This is a genomic window from Frankia sp. CcI156, assembly GCF_001983015.1.
GTDB lineage: Bacteria > Actinomycetota > Actinomycetes > Frankiales > Frankiaceae > Frankia > Frankia casuarinae.
The window spans coordinates 230,042-246,624 of sequence record NZ_MOMD01000001.1; the positions used below are offsets into that span (position 1 = coordinate 230,042).

Annotated in this window: 22 protein-coding genes; 11 read left to right on the forward strand and 11 right to left on the reverse strand. The window is 69.5% G+C overall.

The annotated features are described in order from the left end of the window. Nucleotides 1-60 precede the first annotated feature (60 nt). Nucleotides 61-1,368 (forward strand): D-inositol-3-phosphate glycosyltransferase, encoded by a 1,308-nt coding sequence (gene mshA / locus CcI156_RS01105; RefSeq protein WP_011434919.1) that lies wholly within the window; start codon nt 61-63, stop codon nt 1,366-1,368. 56 nt (nt 1,369-1,424) lie between these two features. Beyond that, complete coding sequence (locus tag CcI156_RS01110) at nt 1,425-1,919, forward strand: YbjN domain-containing protein (protein WP_076804011.1); 495 nt, start codon at nt 1,425-1,427, stop codon at nt 1,917-1,919. 157 nt (nt 1,920-2,076) lie between these two features. Here the strand turns inward: CcI156_RS01110 and CcI156_RS01115 are convergent, their stop codons facing one another. Next, complete coding sequence (locus CcI156_RS01115) at nt 2,077-2,439, reverse strand: DsrE family protein (protein ID WP_035729484.1); 363 nt, start codon at nt 2,437-2,439, stop codon at nt 2,077-2,079. A 577-nt stretch (nt 2,440-3,016) separates the two neighbouring features. Between CcI156_RS01115 and CcI156_RS01125 the strand changes: the two genes are divergently transcribed. Beyond that, the gene (locus CcI156_RS01125) at nt 3,017-3,583 is read left to right on the forward strand and encodes an FABP family protein (RefSeq protein ID WP_011434916.1); all 567 of its coding nucleotides are present in this window, start codon (nt 3,017-3,019) and stop codon (nt 3,581-3,583) included. 185 nt (nt 3,584-3,768) lie between these two features. Beyond that, nucleotides 3,769-4,041, forward strand: a complete 273-nt coding sequence (locus CcI156_RS01130) for a hypothetical protein (protein WP_371681737.1) — start codon at nt 3,769-3,771, stop codon at nt 4,039-4,041. Between the two features lie 88 nt (nt 4,042-4,129). Here CcI156_RS01130 and CcI156_RS01135 read toward each other — a convergent pair whose 3' ends face one another. The 9 genes from CcI156_RS01135 to CcI156_RS01165 form a co-directional block, all read right to left on the reverse strand. Beyond that, nucleotides 4,130-4,429: a DUF1416 domain-containing protein gene (locus tag CcI156_RS01135; RefSeq protein ID WP_011434914.1), complete on the reverse strand. Its 300-nt coding sequence runs from the start codon at nt 4,427-4,429 to the stop codon at nt 4,130-4,132. Nucleotides 4,430-4,432: 3 nt separating this feature from the next. Beyond that, complete coding sequence (locus CcI156_RS01140; RefSeq protein ID WP_076804013.1) at nt 4,433-5,266, reverse strand: sulfurtransferase; 834 nt, start codon at nt 5,264-5,266, stop codon at nt 4,433-4,435. Next, entirely contained in the window at nt 5,263-5,682 is a 420-nt protein-coding gene (locus CcI156_RS01145; RefSeq protein WP_011434912.1) for a DUF4395 domain-containing protein, read from the reverse strand. The genes CcI156_RS01140 and CcI156_RS01145 overlap by 4 nt, the downstream gene beginning before the upstream one ends. 95 nt (nt 5,683-5,777) lie before the next feature. After that, a complete protein-coding gene (locus CcI156_RS27555) occupies nt 5,778-5,927 on the reverse strand; it encodes a putative leader peptide (protein WP_368671105.1) in 150 nt (49 codons plus the stop codon). Then, on the reverse strand, nt 5,893-6,357 hold the full coding sequence (locus CcI156_RS01150; RefSeq protein WP_063578215.1) for a thioredoxin family protein: 465 nt from the start codon (nt 6,355-6,357) through the stop codon (nt 5,893-5,895). Before CcI156_RS01150 ends, CcI156_RS27555 begins: the two co-directional genes overlap by 35 nt. Before the next feature lie 67 nt (nt 6,358-6,424). Beyond that, nucleotides 6,425-7,366 (reverse strand): hypothetical protein, encoded by a 942-nt coding sequence (locus CcI156_RS01155; protein ID WP_023839836.1) that lies wholly within the window; start codon nt 7,364-7,366, stop codon nt 6,425-6,427. 32 nt (nt 7,367-7,398) lie between these two features. Then, nucleotides 7,399-7,524, reverse strand: a complete 126-nt coding sequence (locus CcI156_RS27355; protein WP_023839837.1) for a hypothetical protein — start codon at nt 7,522-7,524, stop codon at nt 7,399-7,401. After that, entirely contained in the window at nt 7,521-7,775 is a 255-nt protein-coding gene (locus tag CcI156_RS01160) for a MoaD/ThiS family protein (protein WP_035729657.1), read from the reverse strand. The genes CcI156_RS27355 and CcI156_RS01160 overlap by 4 nt, the downstream gene beginning before the upstream one ends. Before the next feature lie 35 nt (nt 7,776-7,810). Beyond that, nucleotides 7,811-8,383 (reverse strand): hypothetical protein, encoded by a 573-nt coding sequence (locus tag CcI156_RS01165; protein WP_076804014.1) that lies wholly within the window; start codon nt 8,381-8,383, stop codon nt 7,811-7,813. Nucleotides 8,384-8,720: 337 nt separating this feature from the next. On the opposite strand from CcI156_RS01165, the gene CcI156_RS01170 reads away from it, so the two are divergent. Then, the gene (locus CcI156_RS01170; protein WP_011434907.1) at nt 8,721-9,473 is read left to right on the forward strand and encodes a response regulator transcription factor; all 753 of its coding nucleotides are present in this window, start codon (nt 8,721-8,723) and stop codon (nt 9,471-9,473) included. 222 nt (nt 9,474-9,695) lie between these two features. Further along, nucleotides 9,696-10,730, forward strand: a complete 1,035-nt coding sequence (mshD, locus tag CcI156_RS01175; RefSeq protein ID WP_023839839.1) for a mycothiol synthase — start codon at nt 9,696-9,698, stop codon at nt 10,728-10,730. 29 nt (nt 10,731-10,759) lie between these two features. Here the strand turns inward: mshD and CcI156_RS01180 are convergent, their stop codons facing one another. Continuing rightward, complete coding sequence (locus CcI156_RS01180) at nt 10,760-11,119, reverse strand: STAS domain-containing protein (RefSeq protein WP_035729468.1); 360 nt, start codon at nt 11,117-11,119, stop codon at nt 10,760-10,762. A gap of 285 nt (nt 11,120-11,404) precedes the next feature. Between CcI156_RS01180 and CcI156_RS01185 the strand changes: the two genes are divergently transcribed. The 5 genes from CcI156_RS01185 (at nt 11,405) to CcI156_RS01205 (ending at nt 16,512) form a co-directional block, all read left to right on the forward strand. After that, entirely contained in the window at nt 11,405-11,905 is a 501-nt protein-coding gene (locus CcI156_RS01185) for a hypothetical protein (RefSeq protein ID WP_011434904.1), read from the forward strand. A 21-nt stretch (nt 11,906-11,926) separates the two neighbouring features. Next, entirely contained in the window at nt 11,927-13,534 is a 1,608-nt protein-coding gene (selA, locus tag CcI156_RS01190; RefSeq protein WP_076804015.1) for an L-seryl-tRNA(Sec) selenium transferase, read from the forward strand. Nucleotides 13,535-13,585: 51 nt separating this feature from the next. Next, entirely contained in the window at nt 13,586-13,765 is a 180-nt protein-coding gene (locus CcI156_RS01195; protein ID WP_023839841.1) for a hypothetical protein, read from the forward strand. Between the two features lie 325 nt (nt 13,766-14,090). Then, complete coding sequence (locus CcI156_RS01200) at nt 14,091-15,740, forward strand: NAD(P)/FAD-dependent oxidoreductase (RefSeq protein ID WP_076804016.1); 1,650 nt, start codon at nt 14,091-14,093, stop codon at nt 15,738-15,740. A 199-nt stretch (nt 15,741-15,939) separates the two neighbouring features. Next, entirely contained in the window at nt 15,940-16,512 is a 573-nt protein-coding gene (locus CcI156_RS01205) for a VOC family protein (RefSeq protein ID WP_108913486.1), read from the forward strand. Nucleotides 16,513-16,583 lie beyond the last annotated feature (71 nt).

The window sequence follows — 16,583 nt, forward strand, 5'->3', positions numbered from 1 at the left end:
CCACAGCAGGGTTGGTCGTGTCGGGCAGGCGCCGGTGGCGTGCGGATGCGGAGGTGCTCGATGCGTCTGATCAGAAGTGGCGCCGCCCAGGTCCGCGGTGAGGCCGAACGGCGCGGGCGGCCCAGTCGGGTCGCGATGCTGTCCATGCACACCTCACCAATGGAACAGCCGGGAACGGGCGATGCCGGGGGGCTCAACGTCTACGTCGTCGAGCTGTCTCGGCAGCTCGCGGCGCTGGGGGTGGAGGTCGAGGTGTTCACCCGCGCGGTGAGCAGCAAGCTGCCGACCTCGGCCGAGCTGTTGCCGGGTGTGACGGTCCGCCACGTTGACGCCGGCCCGTTCGAGGAGATCCACCGGGAGGATCTTCCCGCCTGGCTGTGTGCGTTCACCGCGGCTCTGCTGCGCGCCGAGGCCGGGCACGAACCAGGGTGGTTCGATGTGATCCACTCGCACTACTGGCTGTCGGGCCAGGTCGGTCTCGCGGTGGCACAACGATGGGGTATCCCGCTCGTGCACACCTCCCATACGCTGGCGAAGATCAAGAACGGCGCGCTGGCCGTCGGAGACCGCCCGGAGCCGCCTGGCCGGCTACTCGGCGAACAGGAGGTCATCGGGGGGGCCACCCGGCTGCTCGCCTCCACGCCGGACGAGTACCGGCACCTGATCGATCTGTACGACGCGGCGTCGGACCGGGTCGACGTCGTCGCGCCCGGCGTCGACCTTGAGGTCTTCCGGCCAGGTGACATGGCGCAGTCCCGGGCCCGCGTCGGCGTGGATCCCGCCGACGACCTGCTGTTGTTCGTCGGTCGGATCCAACCGCTCAAGGCGCCCGATCTGCTGCTGCGCGCCGCTGCGGAACTGCTGCGGCGCGATCCCGCCCGCCGCTCGCGGCTCACCGTCGCCGTGGTCGGCGGCCCCAGCGGATCCGGTCTGGAACAACCCGACGCCCTGGTCAAGCTCGCGGCGTATCTCGGGATCTCCGATCGCGTCCGCTTCCAACCGCCGGCCCCGCAGCAGGAACTCGTCCACTGGTACCGCGCGGCCACCGCCGTCGTCGTCCCCAGTCACAGCGAGAGCTTCGGCCTCGTCGCGCTCGAGGCCCAGGCCTGCGGCACCCCGGTGGTCGCCGCGGCGGTCGGGGGCCTGCGYACCGCGGTCGCCGACGGTGTCTCCGGGCTGCTCGTCTCCGGTCGGACCCCCGCCGTCTATGCCGACGCGCTGGACCGGCTGCTGCGCCAACCACGATGGCGGGCCCGGCTCTCCGCCGGAGCGGTGGCCTGGGCCGGTGGGTTCGGCTGGTCGGCCACGGCCCATGGCGTGCTGCGCAGCTACCGGCACGCGCTGAGCCCCACCGCCGTCGCCGTCTGAGAGAGGATCTCCGCCGGAACCAGCATCGTCTACCAGCTACCGGGGAGGCCCCAGCCATGACGGCGCCCATCGACGCAGCGGAACGCAACCGGCTCGACGTGGTGATCGATGACACGCTTAAGGATCTCTGTCTCGCCTACGACCATGTCGACACCGRCTCGTTCCTCGTCACGCTGGAGGGCGAACACAAGCTGCGCACGATGACGTGGCTCGTCGTGCAGGACCACACCCTGCTCGTCGAGGCGTTTTTTATGCGCGCCCCGGCGGAGAACGCGGCGGGCACCTACGGATTCCTACTCGGCCGCAACGCGAAGACCTATGGGGTGCACTTCTCCATCGACCGGGTCGGTGACATCTTCCTCACCGGGCAGGTCCCGCTGCTGGCGGTCACCGCGGAGGAGATCGACCGCATCCTTGGCTGCGTCGGCTCCTACGCCGACGAGAACTTCGACCCGGCGATAGCGCTGGGATTCGCCTCCGCCATCGAGCGGGAGAAGGCGTGGCGGGCCAAGCTGRCCGCCGACGCCGGCTCGGCCACGAAGCCGGGATGAGACCCGGTCCCGAGGAGGACGCGGTGCTTCCCGGCGATTCACGCGTCCCCGTTGCACCCAGGCCGTTGCGTTCAGGCTGTTACATCCAGGCCGTTGCGTCCAGGCCGTTGCGTCCAGGCCGTTGCGTCCAGGCCGTTGCGTCCAGGCCGGGCGCTCCTCAGTAGACGAGGGCCTGCACGCCGTCCGCGAGAACCTCGTCGACGAACGCGGCGGCACCGGCGATGCGGACGCCGGGCAGGACGTCGTCCGGGCCGATGGAGCGCCGGGCCGCACACTGGGTGCACAGGGTGACGCGACCCCCGGCGAGGACGGCGGCGAGCAGATCGGGCAACGGCGCCGCCTCCGGCAGGCTGAACTCCTCCGCCCGGCCGGGCAGCGCGAACCAGGCGGACTCCCCGGTAAGCCAGAGCGAGACGTCTGTACCGGCGGCGACGGCGACCGCCGCGACCGTGAACGCCTGGGAACACCGTTCCGGCGCATCCGTCCCGGCGGTGACCTTGACGACGAGCGGGCGGGCCATCGTGCCAGTCTGCCAAATCGCACCCATCCCGTGCGTCCCGCCGAGGAACGAGTCCGACGACCCGTGCTTCCACTTGGCCAGCGCTCCGCCGCTCCCATCCGTCCTGCCTGCCCGCGGCTATGGAATCGTAATGAAATAAAAAATGCATGTTCGGGAGCATCTTGACAGGTAGGCGCATGGGGCCGGCTGGGTAGACGCCGCGTTCATGGTGATCCGTCTCATTTGCGCCGGACATACCCCCCAGCAGGCCGAGCAGTKGGCGGCGGGGCTGGACTGCTGGGCTGGCGGYACCGACGAGGACGGGACCGCCTTCGCCTGCCACGTGGCGGGACTGTGGAGCATGCGAGCGGCGCGGTCGGACAGCCTTGCCGCTCAGAACCGAGCCGCCCTGGCGCGCAGCTATGCCGCGTGGCGCCTGAGGTGACCAGGACCGGTACGGCCACGAGGAGTCCCGTGATCTCGTCGTCTAGGCTACAGACGTGCTGCACTACTTCTTCACCGGGCTTCTGGTGGCGATGTCCGTCCTGATCGCCTGGTTCTCCGGTTACGTGGTCTACAAGCTGTACGAGGGTCAGCGTTGAGCGCCGGGAAGCGGTCCGCGGCCGGATCGGCGCGGTCCGACACGGCGACGAGCACCGTTGATCTGCACGCCAGCCTGCTACCGCTGGCCTTCCTCGTCGGGACCTGGCGGGGCGAGGGGGTCGGCGGCTACGAGGGCCTGGACGGATTCCACTACGGCCAGGAGATCACCTTCGCCGCGGACGGCCGCCCGGCGCTGGGATACGTGTCGCACACCTGGTGGGCGGACGAGCCCCGGGACGGCCGCGAGCCCGGCAGCCCGCTGGCGACCGAGACCGGGTTCTGGCGGGTCCAGCCCGGAGAGGACGGAAAGCCGGTCGTCGAGGTGATGCTGGCCCACCCGTTCGGCATCGCCGAGATCTACGTCGGCACGGTGACCGGCACCCGTATCGATCTCGATCACAACGTCCTGATCCGCACCGCCACCGCCCGTGACGTCACCCGGTCGGTGCGGCTCTACGGCCTGGTCGAGGGCTGCGATCTCGCCTATGCGATCGACATGGAGGCCGAGGGCAAGCCGATGCAGTCACACCTGTCCGCGCGCCTGCACCGCGTGTCCGACTGAGCCGACTCCGCGGAGGCGTCTCCAGCTGCCCGTCTACCAAGAGGTGCCCGTCCACCAAGAGTCACACTTCATTCACGGTATGACGGAGCCTTTGCGGAAGACATCGCACGCGCAACGACAGACCACGAACGGAACACGCGAAAACGTGTTCGGGCCTTCCCGGGATGCGCTTTCATGATCGCATGATGGCAGAGTCCGACGTACTCTTCGCGGTCGTCCTTTTCGCCGCCGCCGGCCAGCGTGYGGTCGACCGGATCATCGCGCCGTTCCCCGATCGGGGCTCCGCAGTGGCGTTTGCCCGCGACAACGGTCTGCACTGTTTCTCGATCGGCCCGATGGCCTTCGCCGTACCGACCACGGTTCCGCCACCGGCGACCACGGTTCCGCCACCGGCGAGCACCGTTTCGGCCGTCGTGTCACCGGCGGGAAACAACCGCGGTGGCCAGGTCCGGGCATGAGCACGGGGGCAACGTGAGCACGGGGGCAACGTGAGCACGGGGACAGCGGAAGAAACCCGCTGTCCCCGTCCGGCGAAGGAACGCGACGTCAGGCCGCGACCTCGACCTGGGTGTCGACCGGCTCACCCTGACGGGCGACGACCTTGCGCTCGCCGGTCGCGCCGGGGACAAGAGCCCGGACGGTCCACTGCCCCGGCCGCGCGAAGAAACGAAACTGACCCGTCGCGGACAACGGAACCTCGGCGGTGAAATCGCCGCCTTCGTCCAGCAGGCGGGCATAACCGGTCGAAACCGGCTCCCCGCCCTGCACCACGACCCCCTGGATCACGGTTTCCTTGGCCACGTCAATTCCCTCCACAGATGGTCCACCGCTGATGGCGCCGCACATGGCTCACGCGCCCTTCTCGATCGGCACGCCGACGAGCGAGCCGTACTCGGTCCACGAACCGTCGTAGTTTTTCACGTTCGGCAGGTCGAGCAACTCGTGCAGCGCGAACCAGGTGTGCGCCGAACGCTCGCCGATACGGCAGTAGGCGATGATGTCCCTGGACAGGTCGACCCCGGCCTCGGTGTAGAGGCCGGTCAGCTCGTCATTGCTCTTGAACGTGCCGTCCTCGTTCGCGGTCTTCGCCCACGGGATGTTCTTCGCCGTGGGGATGTGCCCGGCCCGCTGGGACTGCTCCTGCGGCAGGTGCGCGGGAGCGAGCAGCCTGCCGGAGAACTCGTCGGGCGACCGGACGTCCACCAGGGCCTTCTCACCGATCGCGGAGATGACCTCCTCACGGAAGGCCCGGATGTCGGTGCGCGGCTCCGGGGCGGTGTAGCTGGTGGGCTGGCGCGGGGTGGCCTCGGTGGTCAGCTCACGGCTGTCGAGCTCCCACTTCTTGCGACCACCGTCGAGCAGGCGGACGTCGGCGTGGCCGTAGAGGCTGAAGTACCAGTATGCGTATGCGGCGAACCAGTTGTTGTTCCCGCCGTAGAGCACGACGATGTCGTCGTTCGAGATCCCCTTCTCGGAGAGAAGCTTCTCGAACTGCTCCCTGTTGATGAAGTCACGAATGACCGGGTCCTGAAGCTCGGACTTCCAGTCGAGACGCACCGCCCCCGGGATGTGCCCCTTGTCGTACGCGGAGACGTCCTCGTCGACCTCGACCAGGACGACCTTCGGGTCGTTACGGTTCGCTTCGAYCCACGAGGCGTCGACCAGCGCCTTCTCACGACTCATGTGCGTGCTCCTTTCACGGCTATCGAATGGAGAAAAAGATACAGCTGGCACCCGAGACAGAACTCGAACGCCGCATTGAGGAGGGCCGCCACGAAGGCCAGGGCCACCGCGACGTAACCGAGTGCCGGCATCCCCGCGAAGAATCCCACGAGACCCACGACGCCGAAGATCGCGCCGACCAGCTGGGCGAACCGGGGCGGCGCGGCGTCCTCGGTGGCGGCCGGCGGCCCCAGCCTCGGCCGGATCAGGGAACGGAACACCAGCCCGTAGGGCGCGTGCCGGACCCCGGCCACCGCCCCCACCCCGAACACCACGGTCTGCGCGAGCAGCAACCAGCGGCTGCCGGCGAGCAGTATCACGGCGAGCATGATCGTGGTGACGGCAGCGGCGAACCGCATCCCACGAGGATCTACCACGAGAGCCTTCTCCTGACTTCCGGCTTGGACTACCCGCTCGGACGTGGCGATGCACCGGGGCCAGCCGATCACGGCTGAGGAACATCAACCCACGATCAGGAAAGACAACACAGACAGCTGTGTACGCGGCACAGATCGACCGCGCGGCGCTTCACAAGCTGTATCTGGGACATGGTTCGTGTCACGGTAGCAGTGAACGTCACGTCTGTGTTAACCCGCCGACGATGAATCCGAAGGATCACCATCTGCCCGATTGATCCCACCGGAAACGATCTCTTCGAGAGTGGCGAACACCGCCGCACGCGTCGGCGGGGCACCGCTCGCGCGCCGCACCTCCCTGCCATGACCGTCAACGATCAGTACCGTCGGAGTCCGCCTGATCCCCAGCCGACGGACGAGGTCGAGATGCGCCTCCGCATCAACCTCGACATGGCGTACCCCGGGCACGACCTCGGCAACCCCTGCCAGCACCCGACGGGTGGACCGGCAGGGGGCGCAGAACGCCGTGGAGAACTGCAGCAGCGTCGCCCGCTCCCCCATCGTCTCGCCCAGCGACGCGAACTCGGCCCGCAGCCCGCCGTCTACCGGCCGGAACCGTCCGTCCCGGACCCGCATGAGCACCCCCAGCCCGAGAGCAGCCACGGTCGCCACCGACAACACCCACATTCCGGTCACGGCTTCTACAGCATCCGACAGGCCCCGGCTCTTCCCGTCCAGGCCCCGCCGCGGCCCGACGATCGACTCACGCGGGCAGATGCCGGCCGACGAAATACACCAGTGGCGCCGCGGAGGCCAGCGGCAGGATGGCGGTGAGCAGGACGTCCGCGACCAGCGCCGAGGTGGCGACCGGGCCGACCCGCGGCTCGGCGTCGCGGGCCCGCGCCAGCACCAAATCGATGACGGCGGCCACGGCCGCTCCCGCCGCGGCGATCGCGACGGCGGCCCCCACCGCCAGGCGATCGGGGTCGAGGGCACCGAAGCCGGCCCCCAGCGCCGCGCCGACCAGAACGCCGACCGCCCCGGCCGGCACCACCGGAACGCCCGCCCATCCCACCAGCCGGCCCGCCACGACCGTGCCACCCGCGCCGAGAAGGCCGGCGATGACCAGCAGATCGGCCGGATGGTGCGCGCCGGACCCGACACGCAGCGCAAGGTAACCGGCGAAAAGCGCGCAGAAGATGATTCCACTCAGCGCCGCGGCGAGATCCGCACCGACCCGCACGGCAGGACCGGGCGGCGGACTCGAACCGTTGGCAGACACCGGGCTCGAACCATTGGCAGACACCGAGCCTGCCCCGGATACGGGAGCTGACCGGCGTCGGGCGAGCTGGTAGAGGATCATGACCGCCACGGCGATCCCGACGACGCCGGCCAACGATCCGTAGCTGGGCCGGTCCGAGGCCAACAGGACCACGTCACCGAGGACACCCCAGGCCGCCACGAGCAGGGTGGTACCGGTCGACGCCCGGAGTATCCGGACCCAGGCCCAGGCAAACGCGATCTGTTCGACGATGAGGACCGCCGCGAGGGCTCCCGTGCCGAGGGCTGCGGCCGCCATCACCAGGCCGGTAGCCACCAGGGCCGCCAACGGCAAAGCACCCGGCGCCCATCGGGCTGCGGGGATGGACGCAGCCTCGTCCGGGACGAGGACGCCATGGGGCGTGCCGGGATCGCCTGCGCTCACCGGGCCATGCTGTCATGTCCGGCTCGGGCGGCTCACGTCGCGCCGTCCCAGCCGGGCGCGACCCCGGGCCGGGCGGCGAGGACCTCCGCGTCAACGGTCTCCCCAGCGGCGATAGCCTCCGGACCGACGATCTCCGGACCGACGACGAACAGCGTCATCCCCCGGCGAAGGGTGGGAGGGCCTCGACTACGCAACCGTCACGCAGGATGACCCCCGCCGGATCCCGCCGGCCCACGGGCTGGTCGTCGACGAGGTAGGAGCACCGTCGCAGCAGCGCCGGCAGGGTCCCGCCGTGGCGGGCCGCGACGACATCGAGCAGAGCGGCCAGCGTATCCGCGCCGATCTCCTCCTGGGACACCCCCGCGGCGTCCCTGGCGGCGGCCCAGTAGCGGACGGTCACCCGCGCGATCGACGCGGGCCGGCCCGCCCCTGCGGTCTCGTCCGTCACCGTCCTTCCGGCCCTTCGTCCGTCCTCGCGGCGGCGGTCCTCGCGGTCCTCGCGGTCCTCGCGGCGGCCAACGCGCGCGGATGTCTCAGCGTGAAATACCCGTCACGACAGCCGTGGACGATGAGCGGCGAGGTCGGTGCGACCGAACCAACTATCTTCACCGGAGAAGCGGGAATTGGTACGAACGCGTGGGGGCCGATACGCACCCGTAACAGGCGCCGTGCCACCATCCGGCCGGTGGGCCGCTCGGCCAGCCGATGGATCCGGCGCATCCGAGCGGTGTCCCGCACGAACCACCGGCTCGCCGCGCTCGCATTGGCTACCGCCTCCGGGGGATGCCGACGGCGATGGCTGTGGGCGGGCTCRCCCACCTGGATCAGCACGCCGTGCCGCGGCACGGCGGCACCGTCCACCGACCATCCCATCGACCATCCCGTGAGGCAGACCCGCTGGTAGCCGAGTCGACGGGCCGCGCCGGCAGCCACGCCGACGGCCGCACCGACATMCAGCACCTCGGGGTCACCGAAAGTGCACAGTCTGGTGGATCGGTCGTACGCTTGCAGATCCATGACCTGGACATCGGGATGTGGACGTAATCCGACCATCACTGTTTGCAGCGCCAGGCGTGACGTCGAACAGGAGAAGCCATGGGTGACCACTACAGCCAGATTGCGTGACGCACCGGGCACCCGACCGCTCCAGCGATCATGACTCGTGGTCGGGATCTCACCATCCGCCGTAGGTAGTGGCCCGTAGACGGTAGGAGCCGAGTAGGACACTCCGCTATCCTCCCCACATACCGGCCTTCGTTTCATGCCCATGACGGTCGTGAGACGCCCAGCGCCGGGCATCGAGTTACTCACCGGGTCGACGCTGCCCCACCACACACCACCTGGAGGAGTCGTCTTGAGCGTCGTCCTTTTGCTCACCAACGCCCCCGGTCCGTCCGCCGAGTCGTTTCCGTCGCTTGGGCTTCTCACCCACACCGTACGGGTCGCCCCGCTCGAGGCGAGCGCGCTGCTGGACGCCCCGCCGGTGGATGTGATCGTGGTGGATGGCCGCCGGGAGCTTGTGATCGCCCGCGGTCTGTGCCGGCTGCTACGCACCACCGGGCTCACCACGCCGCTGCTGGCGCTGGTGACCGAGGGTGGGCTGGCGGCGGTGTCCGCGGACTGGGGGGTTGACGACGTCGTCCTCGATTCCGCGGGTCCCGCCGAGGTCGAGGCCCGGTTGCGGCTGGCCATCGGTCGGGTCGCCGCCGCCGGCGGCACGGCCGAAGCCGGTGTCATCCGGTCCGGCGACCTGTCGGTCGACGAGACCACCTACTCGGCCAAGTTGCGGGGCCGGCCGCTCGAGCTCACCTTCAAGGAGTTCGAGCTGCTGAAGTACCTCGCGCAACACCCGGGCCGGGTCTTCACCCGCGCCCAGCTGTTGCAGGAGGTCTGGGGTTACGACTACTACGGCGGCACCCGCACGGTGGACGTCCACGTCCGGCGGCTGCGAGCGAAGCTCGGCCCCGAGCACGAAGCGATGATCGGTACTGTTCGGCACGTCGGGTACAAGTTCGTCGCGCCGCCCATCGCACCGCTGCCGGAGAACACCCCCGGGGAGGTCGGCCGGATCGGCCGTGACGAGTCCCGGACCCCCGAGCGGGTCTGACGTCACCGCGGACACCCGTCCGCCGCGTGGCATCCCGGCACCCCGGCACCCCGGGCACCGCCAGTAGGACGGCATCGCCGGCGCGAGGCCGAATCCTGGCTCCAGGAGCCAGGATTCGGCCTCGCGTCCGGAGCCTCCCGACCGGGGCCTCGCTACCGGGCCTCGCGACCGGGGCCTCCCGACCGCACCGTCGAGGGCCGCCCAGCGTCATACGGTCGTCCGGTGACCTCGCTGAGCTGGCAGCAGACCCTGAGCGCCATGGACGTGGACGACATCGTGAGCCTCCTCGCCGCCGCGGAGCGGGCGGACGGCACCGGGCCGGTGTCCGAGGACGTCCGGCTGGCCCTCCGGCCCGGACTGCGGATCGGCGCCGGCCGGCACCTGCTGGCCGTGTCGGCCGCCGCGGACACGAGCGCCCCGAATGTCCCGGACACCCCTGGTGACCAGAACGCCGCGGACACGTCGACCATGCCGGGCCGCGTCCCCGCCGGGCGGATCATCGGCTACGCCCATCTGGGCGGCGTGGACCAGGCACGGCAGGCCGAGGTTGTCGTCCATCCCGACCACCGCGGACGCGGCGTCGGCACGGCCCTGGTTGGCGGACTGACCGAGGCCCTCGCGGCGCCGTCGTCCCGCCTCGACATCTGGGCCCACGGCGACCTGCCGGCCGCCGCGGCACTGGCTACCCGGCTCACGTTCACTCGCACGAGGGTGCTGCTCCAGCTTCGGCGACCGCTGGCGGCCGGGACGCCCCTGCCGGACCCCCGGCTGCCGGCCGGTGTGACGGTCCGCACCTTCGTCCCCGACCAGGACGACCGGGCCTGGCTGGCCGTCAATGCGGCCGCCTTCGCTGATCATCCGGAGCAGGGCCGGTGGACCCTGGACGATCTGGCCCGGCGCCGGGCCGAGCCGTGGTTCGACCCGCGTGGCTTCTTCCTCGCGGAGCACGACGGCGCACTCGTCGGCTTCCACTGGACGAAGGTGCACGAGACCGACCAGACGCCGCCACGGAACGCGCAGCCGGGGCCCATCGGCGAGGTCTACGTGGTGGGCGTGCTCCCGGGGGCGGGCGGCGCGGGACTCGGCCGGGCACTTACCCTGATCGGCCTGCGGCATCTGCAGGCCGAGGGGCTCGACTCGGTCCTGCTGTACGTGGACGAGGACAATGTCCGCGCCGTGCGGATGTACACCGGACTCGGCTTCATCACCTACGTCCGCGACGTCTCCTACCACTGGGAGAGGCCGTCCACGGGTTGATCCGGCCAGGGCCGGAAGGCACCCGTGGCTCAGGCGCCCTGACGGGTCGCCAGGCCGCGCGCGGGGGCGGAGTCGCCGTGATCGACGTCTATCACGGCACTCAGGTTCGTGACATGCAGCAGGCGGTAGGCGTCCTCGTTGAGGTTACGCAGCACGAGACGGCCACCGGCCGAGCGCTGACGCTGGTGGGCGAACAGGATGACCGCCAACCCCTGCGAGTCGAGGAAGCTCACCTGCTCCAGATCCACGATGATCTCTTTTACTCCGGCGACCCGTGCGTCGAGCAGTGCCTCGCGCAGGGGATCCAGGGACGAATAGTCGATGTCGCCGGCCGGATGCACGACGATGGCATCACGGTCGGTCACCTCAACCCGCACGCTTGGCTCCATGGCTCCGCTTGCGACCGGACGGCGTGAGCGCCACGAGAAGCCGGCCGGGCTGCCTCCCGTGTCGCGCCGCGCCTTTGGGCAAGCGCGACCATGGCCCCGTACCCCGACCGAGGTACTTCCACACGCGGCCGACCTCGCCAGGGGCGACTTCTCATCGCGCGTCCGTCAGCACGCTTGTCCGCGCCCCGCCCGTCGTCATCCGCCCGTCGTCATCCRCCCGTCCGTCCCGCATGCTCCCCGCCGCGCGGGATGGGATGACGAGCTGCCCGATGAGAGCGTCTACGCATGGACATCGACCCGCCCCGGACCCCGCCCCGGACCCCGGATGACACTCCCCCGGACGTCATCACCTTCATCGGCCGGATCGACGGCACGGTCATCACCGTGGGAACGCAGCCCAGCGTCCCGCGGAGAACCCCGGTCGTCGTTCTCCGCACCCAGTCGGCCCTGCTCGACGTTCTCTGCGTCGCGCATCTCGTGCCGGACGAGGCGCACCGGCTCGCCGCTCTGTTGTCCAGCGCCGCGCTCTCCAGCGTGGGGCGCTCCGCGTCCCGGCCCTCCGGCGCTGCACCGCCGCCTGCCGACCTCGCCTGCGGGGTCCGCTCGCGGCACATCATCTCCGCTGAGGAAGGATCGAGCGCCGCGGAGCTCCGTCACGCGCTGGCTCTGCTACCGGCGGGGGCACGGCTCGTCGATTTCGTCTCCGACACCGACGTCGCCCTCATCTTCAGCGTCGACGATCCACCCTGGCCGACGATCAATCTGGGCGGGGGGCCGTCCGGGTGACCGAAGGTCCGAGGCCTGACCATGCGCCGCTTTGATCATCGAAAGGACGGCCAGAGCCGTGCGGGCAGCGGGCCGATCCTACAGGCACCCAGCAGGGGCAGACACCCGACAKGCCACGCCGCCGTCCCGGCCAGGTCCGGAATCCCACGAGGAGGAGCACTAGCTTCACCGAGAGTGATTGATCGTACAAGTCTGTTCGCATCCCCGGCCCAGGACAGCCCGACGACGCCGGTAGCGACACCGATGACGCTCGCCCGCGCCGCCACCGGACTGCGCCCAGTAATCAACGCTACCGGCGTCCTGCTCCACGGAGGGCTCGGCCGAGCTCCCCTGTCCGCGGCCGCCCGCGCGGCCCTCGACCTGGCAGCCGGCACGACCGACCTCGAGCTTGACCTCGGGACCGGACGGCGAGGACGACGAGGACGTACCGCCCTGGCCGCGTTGGCAGCCGCGGTGCCCGCGGCGGMGGGCGTGCACATCGTCAACAACAACGCGGCAGGRCTGATCCTCGCGGTGACGGCGCTGGCCGGGCGGCGGGAGATCGTGGTGAGCCGCGGGGAGCTGGTGGAGACGGCGGACGGGTTCCGGCTGCCCGAACTGCTGGTCTGCACCGGGGCTCGACTGCGGGAAGTCGGCACCACCAACCGCACGACGCTCGGGGACTACGCCGACGCGATCGGGCCGGAGACCGGGCTCGTGCTGCACGTGCATCCGTCCAGCTATCAGGTGGTGGGGCTGACTGACACCCCTGCGATCAACGATCTTGCCGCGCTCTGCGCCGATTTCGAGATCCCCCTCGTCGGTGACTGCGGCTCCGGGCTGCTACACCCCGAGCCGCTCCTCGCCGATGAACCCGACGTCACGACCTGGCTCGGCTTCGGCGTTAACGTGGTCACGACCAGCGCGGACAAGCTGCTCGGCGGGCCTCAGTGCGGCCTGCTGCTGGGACGCGCCGACCTGATCGACCGGATACGTCGGCATCCGATGGCCCGGGCAATGCGGGTCGGAAAGCTCACACTCGCCGCGCTGGAAGCCACCCTCAGCCATCCCGACTCCCCGGTCAGGCAGGCGTTGCACGCCCGACCGGAACGGCTGACAACGCGGGCCGAGACGCTCGCCGCGTGGCTACGGCGTTCGGGCATCGCAGCCTCGGCTGTGGCGAGTCGTGCGGTCGTTGACGGTGGCGGGGGTGGATCGTCGCCGCTGCCGAACGACGCCGCATTCCGTCGATCGGGCGGCCACCGGCGCGAGGGCGCACGAGACGAAGACGGCATGGCCCCGGCGGGCCCGGAGAGTGGTCTGACGATCAAAGGGTTCGGCGGCTTCGGCCCGGAGCTGCCAAGCGCCGCGGTGGCCCTGGACGCAGTCATCGCCGCCCCCCTGCGCCAGGGCGAGCCGTCCGTGTTGGGCCGGGTGGAGCAGGGATGCTGCCTGCTCGATCTGCGGACCGTTCCGGTGGAACTCGATCCCRTCCTCGCCGCCGCCGTGCTGGCTGCCGCGACCGAAGCCGGCGCGACCACGATCACCGACGCCCCGACCGAGCCGCACATCGCCGAGGATGCCGACGTCATGACGATCGAATCCATGGCCATCCCGCGCGCCACCGTGCCCGGCCGACGGGCGCCGTGAGCCTCGGCCGCCCCTACGACTCCCCGGCGTTCGCCGGCGTTCGCCGGCGCGGTGAGACGGCTGGGTTCGGTCGCCGCCGCGCTGACCCTGCTCTGCTACGGGCTCGTCCACCTGCTCGTCTGGCCCGGCGCACCCACGGGGACCCCGGATGAACGGTACCGGTGGAACGGGGAGTCCACGCTGCTCGACTCGTTCACGATCAGTGGACGGCCGATCCAGACCTCCACCTAACGCTAAAACGACGGAGAAATAAGCGATTCACGGTTCGCTCGGCGACGGCGGGGACCCGCATCGCTTCTTCGCACGTGGCGGGCCCGCTGACGGGCCCAGACATCAGGGCATTATAGAGCAAATGTTTCAAATCCGGCATATAACTCAAACTTCCGATTCAGGAATCTTGATTACCCATCGGCATCGATATACCGCTTACTGGGACCAGGGGCCGTAGAGGTGGTTCAGTACGTCGTTGTGTACTGGTTGTGCTGATTGTGATCCTTTAAGGAGTGCGGCGGATGCAGTCGGYCACCTCGGATAGCGGCGTCCAAGGAGTCACGCAATGAGCGGGTACGACTATTCGGTTGCCATCCTCGGTAGCGGCATCGCCGGCTCGACGCTGGCCAATATCCTCGCCCGACACGGTCACCGCGTGGTTCTGATTGACAGTGGCACGCATCCACGTTTCGCGCTCGGGGAGTCGACCATCGGTGAGACGACCTATCTGCTGAAGTTGCTCGCCCAGCGGTTCGACGTCCCCGAGCTCGGCCATGTGAGCAGCTTCGAGGGCGTCCGCTCCCACGTCACCTCGGCCTGCGGAGTGAAGCGCAACTTCGGATTCGTCTACCACCACGAGGGTGCRCTCCAGAACCCCGAAGAGGTCACTCAGTGCAGCGTTTCGGAGTTTCCGAACGGCCCGGAAATGCACATGCACCGCCAGGACATCGATGCTTACCTCTTCTATACGGCCGTCCGTTACGGAGCCGAACCGCGGCAACGCACGATGGTGGAAAAAGTCGACTTCGCCGACGACGCCGCGACGCTGACGACAGGGGCCGGCGAACGGATCCGCGTTCGCTACGTCGTCGACGCCTCAGGACGCAACTCCGTGTTGGCGAACCAGTTCGCCCTGCGAGAGGATCCCTGCCGGTTCCGGACGAACTCCCGCACCCTGTTCACCCACATGGTGGGGGTCACCCCCTTCGACGAGGTGACCCTCCCGAGMGGGCAGCCGTCGCTGTGGCACCAAGGCACCCTGCACCATCTGTTCGACGGCGGCTGRCTGTGGGTGATCCCGTTCGACRATCACCAGCGGGCCACCAACCCACTGTGCAGCGTCGGGCTCAACCTCGACTCGCGACGCTTCCCCAGGGATCCCTCGGTACCCGCCGAGCAGGAATGGAACGCTTATCTTGAGCGGTTCCCCAGTATCGCGCGCCAGTTCGCCGGTGCCCGGCCCGCCTGGGACTGGATCTCCACCGGTCGCACCCAGTACTCCAGCTCGCGGACGGTCGGTGACCGCTGGGCGATGATGTCCCACGCAGCCGGGGCGATCGACGCGCTGTTCTCCCGTGGCATGGCCAACACCATGCAGGTCATCTACGCCCTCRCACCAACCCTGATAGAGGCCCTCGCCGACGACGACTTCTCGGCGGAACGCTTCGGCCACATCGACACGCTCAACCAGACGATCCTGGACGTCAATGACAAGCTCGTACACGGCTCCTATGTCTCGTTCCGCGACTTCGACCTGTGGCGGGCGTGGTCGAAGGTGTGGTTCCTGGGCTGGAACATGGGCATCTCCCGGATCGTCGGAACCTACTTCGGCTATCTGGAAAAGGGCGATCCGGCGCTGTTCGACCGCCTGCTCGACGCGCCACATCTGGGCACTTTCTGCCCCGATCTGCCGGAATTCCAGCCCTTCTTCGACTCGCTCAGCGCCGTGATGGACGAGGTCGAGGCCGGCCGGCTGGCCCCGGCCGCCGCCGTCGAACGGCTCGCCACTCTGCTGGGCGGCGCCGACTTCCTCCCCGCTCCGCTCCGGCTGGGCGATGTGCTGCGCCGCTGGCACGACGGCTCCTTCGAAGCCCAGCGCCGCATGTACGAGTGGGGGCGCACGAGTTCCCCCGAGCCGCTCCGCCGCTGGTACGAGTACGACCTCGACGACCTGCTCACCCGCACGGGTGGGGTGCCCACTCCGGCAACCCTCTAAAGGTCGGGCCGCTGAGGGTCGGGGCCATCCCGCCTCCATCCGCGACGGGATCGTCCTGATCGACGGCACCCGCGGAACGGCGAGAACAGCCCGCAGAACGGCGAGAGCAGGGAGGACGGAGGACGGAGGACGGAGGACGGCGATACGATCGGCGCCCTCGCCCTCTGCCTGGGCCAGGGGCATGGAGGGAGCCGCGGTGATGGAGACAATCATCCAGAATCGGGAGGACTGGATCCGGACGACGCCGGATCCGGCGTCGTCGTCCGTCCGCACCACGCCCCATTCACCGGCCTGCGCCCTGCTGGCGGCAAGGGTCATCGAGGAGATGCTGGGCGAGCTGACGTTCCACCATCTCGGCATCCTCGTCGCGGACCTCGACGCTGCCCGGGAACGGTATGCCGTCTCCCTCGGGGTCGATGCGTGGGAGTCGCGGGTCGTCTCCGGCCCCGCCGTCTGGCGCGATCGACCGATCATGATCGAGGACGTCCGGATCGCGTTCGGCCGCTTCGGCAGCAGCCTGGTCGAGCTGGTGGAACCCGGCGAGCGGCCGTGGACAGGGCGGGAAATTCTCGACCAACGTGGCGAGGGGTTGTTCTCCATCGGCTACGAGGTCGACGACCTGCCGGCGTGCCTGCACCGGGCGGTCGCCGCGGGATGCCTGGTCGAGCAACTCCGGCCGGACGCTCGGAACCCGCGACGGGCCTATCTCGACGCGGGTTCCGGACTACTGATCGAACTCATCCCCGGGGGTGCCGGACAGAACGGTTGGTGATCACTGTCCGAAACCTGCCGTCCTCGCGGGCTTGTCCTGGCGGCCATCCAAATGTCATCATCAATCGAGGC

Coding starts and splice junctions, on each gene's coding strand:
- CcI156_RS27555 (WP_368671105.1), bottom strand. CDS start 5,927: ATGGTGATCCTTCGGATTCATCGTCGGCGGGTTAACACAGACGTGACG.
- CcI156_RS01205 (WP_108913486.1), top strand. CDS start 15,940: ATGGAGACAATCATCCAGAATCGGGAGGACTGGATCCGGACGACGCCG.
- CcI156_RS01180 (WP_035729468.1), bottom strand. CDS start 11,119: ATGGAGCCAAGCGTGCGGGTTGAGGTGACCGACCGTGATGCCATCGTC.
- CcI156_RS01115 (WP_035729484.1), bottom strand. CDS start 2,439: ATGGCCCGCCCGCTCGTCGTCAAGGTCACCGCCGGGACGGATGCGCCG.
- CcI156_RS01135 (WP_011434914.1), bottom strand. CDS start 4,429: ATGTGCGGCGCCATCAGCGGTGGACCATCTGTGGAGGGAATTGACGTG.
- CcI156_RS27355 (WP_023839837.1), bottom strand. CDS start 7,524: ATGACGCTGTTCGTCGTCGGTCCGGAGATCGTCGGTCCGGAGGCTATC.
- CcI156_RS01185 (WP_011434904.1), top strand. CDS start 11,405: ATGGACATCGACCCGCCCCGGACCCCGCCCCGGACCCCGGATGACACT.